Source organism: Microcystis sp. M53603_WE2 (assembly GCF_030065435.1).
Genome location: NZ_JASJFF010000943.1, coordinates 1 through 4364, shown reverse-complemented (window position 1 = coordinate 4364; position 4364 = coordinate 1). Strand labels below are relative to the sequence as shown.

Here is a 4364-nt window from a genome sequence, read left to right as displayed (position 1 = left end):
TAACCAGGGTGATGAAGTTATAATCAGAATTGTCGCAAAAATGGGATTGTAGTTCAATTGGTTAGAGCACCGCCCTGTCACGGCGGAAGTTGCGGGTTCGAGCCCCGTCAATCCCGTAAAAATCTAGATTAGAGTCGCCCATGACTCGTTATCCTGTGGGCAGTAGGACAAATAAACAGGATCCTACTGCCTAGATTTGTTCTAATTTACCGATAAACCAGCATTAGCTTGAATATAATCGGGTAATTCAATTTTTACCGGTTGTATCCGCCAGATTTCCTCGCAGTATTCCCGAATCGAGCGATCGCTAGAGAATTTTCCCATGCGGGCCACATTAAGAATTGCTAAACGACTCCAATGTTCTTGATCTTGATAGGCACGACCGACTCCTTCCTGACAATCGATATAGGATTGATAATCGGCCAGTAACATATAGGGATCATTGTAGATAAGATTATCCACAAGCGGGCGGAATAAACTACCATCACCCCGGCTAAAAAATCCCGAACCAATGAGGTCTAATACTGCCCGCAATTCTTCGTTATGGTAATAGTATTCTTGGGGATTATAACCGGCGGCTTTCTTAGCATAAACCTCCTCGGTTGTCAAGCCAAAAAGAAAGAAATTTTCCGCCCCCACCTCTTCACGAATTTCGATATTTGCCCCATCGAGAGTGCCGATAGTTAAGGCCCCATTCATGGAGAATTTCATATTACCAGTTCCCGAAGCTTCTTTCCCGGCCGTGGAAATTTGTTCGGACAAGTCGGCAGCCGGATAAACCCGTTGACCGACGGTGACATTATAATCGGGCAGGAAAACCACTTTTAAGCGTCCTCCAATCGTCGGATCATTATCGATCACTTCTGCCACAGAATTAATCAATTTAATGATTAATTTCGCCATAAAATAACCCGGGGCTGCCTTACCACCAAAAATAAAGGTACGGGGGGTAATATCGAGATTGGGATTATTTTTGAGGCGATGATAGAGAGTAACGATATGTAAAACGTTGAGATGTTGCCGTTTATATTCGTGAATGCGTTTTACCTGCACATCAAAGAGGGTACTAGGATCAACTTTAATGCCGACTTTTTTATCGATATAATTGGCTAAATCTGCCTTAATATCGTATTTAATTTGTCGCCAAGAGTCCCGAAATCCCCCATCATCCACATAGTTTTCTAAACCGCGTAAATCCTCCAGATGCTTAATCCAATTTTCGCCGATTTTTTCGGTAATCGCAAAAGTCAAGCGGGGATTACTAGAAACTATCCAGCGCCGGGGAGTAACTCCATTGGTTTTGTTGCTAAACTTTTCGGGAAAGAGTTCATAGAAATCGCGCAGAACATCTCTTTTTAGTAATTCTGTATGGAGGGCTGCCACCCCATTAATTGCCTGGGAACCCACACAGGCGAGGTGAGCCATACGGACGTATTTTTCGCCGCTTTCATCGATTATAGACAAACGGGACATTTTGCCGTCATCATGGGGATAAATAATGCGAATTTTATCCAAGAAACGATGGTTAATTTCGTAGATAATTTCCATTAATCGCGGTAAAAGACGACCAAAAATACTCAAAGGCCATTTTTCTAAAGCTTCTGGCAAAAGAGTATGATTGGTATAGGCGAAGGTATTTTGAGTAATAAACCAAGCTTTATCCCAATCGAAATGATGCACATCAATTAACAAGCGCATTAACTCAGCTACCCCGACAGAAGGATGAGTATCATTCAATTGTACCGACCATTTTTGATGAAAATTATCGAGACTGGGGTTTTCATGTAAGTGAATACGAATCAGATCCTGTAGGGAACAGGAAACAAAGAAATATTGCTGTTCTAAACGCAGTTCTTTGCCTTGAATTGGTTCATCATTAGGATAGAGAACTTTACTGATATTTTCCGAGTGAACTTTATTATCCACCGCACCATAATAATCGCCGCGATTAAAGCGTCCAAAATCAAAAGATTCACAAGCTTCTGACTTCCAGAGACGCATGGTATTAGCGGTGTTAACTCGATAGCCGAGAATTGGGGTATCGTAGGGAATTCCTTTGACTACATAATCGGGAATCCAACGACTGCGATAATTACCATTTTCGTCGGTATAGGATTCGGTATAACCGCCAAATTTTACCTCTACCGATGATTCCGGTCGGGCAATTTCCCAGGGATTTCCATACTGTAACCACTTATCGGTTATTTCCACCTGCCAACCGTCGTGGATTTCTTGATCAAAGATACCAAATTCGTAGCGAATACCGTAACCAATAGCTGGAATTTCTAGGGTAGAAAGGGAATCGAGATAACAGGCAGCTAAACGACCTAAACCACCATTTCCTAACCCCGGTTCTTCTTCCTGGGCAATTAATTCTTCTAGTTTTAATCCCGATTCGCTGACAGCTTTCTCGACTTGTTCGTAGATACCGAGATTAATTAAATTATTAGCCAAATGGGGACCGACTAAAAATTCGGCCGAGAGATAACAAACGGTTCTGACATCTTTTTTTAGATAGGTTTGTTGGGTGGTTAACCAACGCTGCAATAAACGATCACGGATGGTATAAGCTAAGGCCATGTAAAGATCGTTTTTGCTGGCTAATTCCGGTAATTTACCTTGAATATAGAGTAAATTATCCCTTAAAGCCCGTCGGATAGTTTCTGTGTCTAATCCTGTTCTGTCGTCTTCGATGATAATCGGACAAACAAAACTCGTGTCTGGAGATGTATCCATAGGAGTGTTTTTACTGAAGATTGGCTGCTCTTAGTCTAAGATAACCCGCCCTGAAATTTTATCAAGAAAAGCTTAAATCTTGACTAAGATTAAGGTATAGTAATGATGAAGTTAAGGTGATTAAGTTTCAATTACCGATAGGAAGCGAAAATAGGGGAAAGTTTGAGCAATGCGTGCTTTTGTGACGGGTGGAACGGGTTTTATCGGGGCGAATTTAGTGCGATTGCTTTTAGTCGAAGGCTACCAAGTGCGCGTCCTCGTCCGTCCCCAGAGTAATCTCAGAAATTTGCGGGGTTTAGACGTGGAAATTGTCCGGGGTAATTTAAATGATGAGAACTTATTTAAATTAATGGTCGGATGCGAAGTTCTCTTTCATGTAGCGGCGCACTATTCTCTCTGGCAAAAGGATAGACATCAACTCTACCAAAACAATGTTTTAGGTACAAGAAATGTGCTAGAATCGGCGCATTTAGCGGGAGTTGCCAGAATAGTTTATACCAGTTCTGTGGCGGCTATTGGAGTAGGTAAAAAGGGTGAAAGTGTCGATGAAACTTATCAAAGTCCCGCCCATCAATTGGTGGGTTATTATAAAAAATCAAAGTATTGGGCAGAACAGGAAGCATTGAAAGCAGTGCAAAGAGGACAGGATATCGTTATAGTTAATCCTAGTACGCCGATAGGAGCCTTTGATCTTAAGCCTACACCCACTGGCGACATTATTCTCCGTTTTTTGCGGCGAAAAATGCCCGCTTATGTGAATACGGGATTAAATCTAATTGATGTGCGCGATGTGGCCTGGGGACATTTATTAGCTTTAGAAAAGGGAAGAACTGGCGAAAGATATATTTTAGGTCATCAAAACACTTCTTTAAAAACCTTGTTGACAGAATTAGCCGAAATTACCAGCATAAATGCTCCGAAAATTGTTTTACCTTTTTGGATTCCTTTACTAATAGCTTGGCTGGATGAAAAAGTTCTTCCTGTCTTCGGAAAATCGCCCTCTATACCCCTTGATGGCGTGAAAATGTCAAAACAGTCCATGTACTACGATTCCTCGAAGGCAGTGCAAGAACTGGGCTTACCGCAATCGCCGATTAGACAAGCTTTAGCTGATGCCGTCAATTGGTTTCAAACCAATGAAGACATTACTTATTAAGACTGAGTAGGAAGGGAAAAAGATGGTCTCAATTGTGCTGAAATGCTTAAGTAGTTAGGTGTTAAAAGTTGTCAGACACCCCCCTTATCAAGGTAGTAGGGTTGATTCATGAATCAACCCTACTATGAATCAACCCTAGGGACAGGGGGGATCAGACGCAAAATCTATTTAATAATTCATCTAGGAAAACCTGTTCTTGCTAAAATAACTCCAATTTTAAGCGCAATCATCCCCCCAAAAACACTGCCGAGCCAATAAATTAAACCGAAAGTCAAGTTTCCCTGCTCTAAAAATTTGTTGACCTCCAAACTATAGGTAGAAAAAGTTGTATAGGAACCACAAAAACCCGTGGCAATCATCAATCCTAATTCTGGGGCAATTATACGAATATTTTCCATAACCATAGTAAAGATATATGCAATAATTAAACAGCCAGAAACATTGACAAAAAATGTCGCCCAAAATCCCCATT

3 protein-coding genes and 1 tRNA gene are annotated in these 4364 nt (G+C 41.4%); 2 read left to right on the top strand and 2 right to left on the bottom strand.

The genetic code is table 11. From position 1 onward, the window contains the following. Positions 1 to 42: 42 nt before the first annotated feature. Positions 43 to 116, top strand: a tRNA-Asp gene (locus PX481_RS19960). An 85-nt stretch (positions 117 to 201) separates the two neighbouring features. On the opposite strand, the gene PX481_RS19955 is transcribed toward PX481_RS19960, so the two are convergent. Further along, a complete protein-coding gene (locus tag PX481_RS19955) occupies positions 202 to 2736 on the bottom strand; it encodes a glycogen/starch/alpha-glucan phosphorylase (protein ID WP_288095627.1) in 2535 nt (844 codons plus the stop codon). Positions 2737 to 2905: 169 nt separating this feature from the next. Here PX481_RS19955 and hpnA point away from each other — a divergent pair, with 169 nt between their 5' ends. Further along, positions 2906 to 3892, top strand: a complete 987-nt coding sequence (gene hpnA, locus PX481_RS19950) for a hopanoid-associated sugar epimerase (RefSeq protein WP_002759104.1) — start codon at positions 2906 to 2908, stop codon at positions 3890 to 3892. Positions 3893 to 4068: 176 nt separating this feature from the next. Here the strand turns inward: hpnA and PX481_RS19945 are convergent. Further along, on the bottom strand, positions 4069 to 4364 hold a 296-nt coding region (locus tag PX481_RS19945; RefSeq protein ID WP_288095624.1), incomplete at its 5' end, for a fluoride efflux transporter FluC.

Bases quoted from the DNA above. Each gene is read 5' to 3' on its own strand.
- PX481_RS19955 (WP_288095627.1), bottom strand. From the start codon at position 2,736: ATGGATACATCTCCAGACACGAGTTTTGTTTGTCCGATTATCATCGAA.
- hpnA (WP_002759104.1), top strand. From the start codon at position 2,906: ATGCGTGCTTTTGTGACGGGTGGAACGGGTTTTATCGGGGCGAATTTA.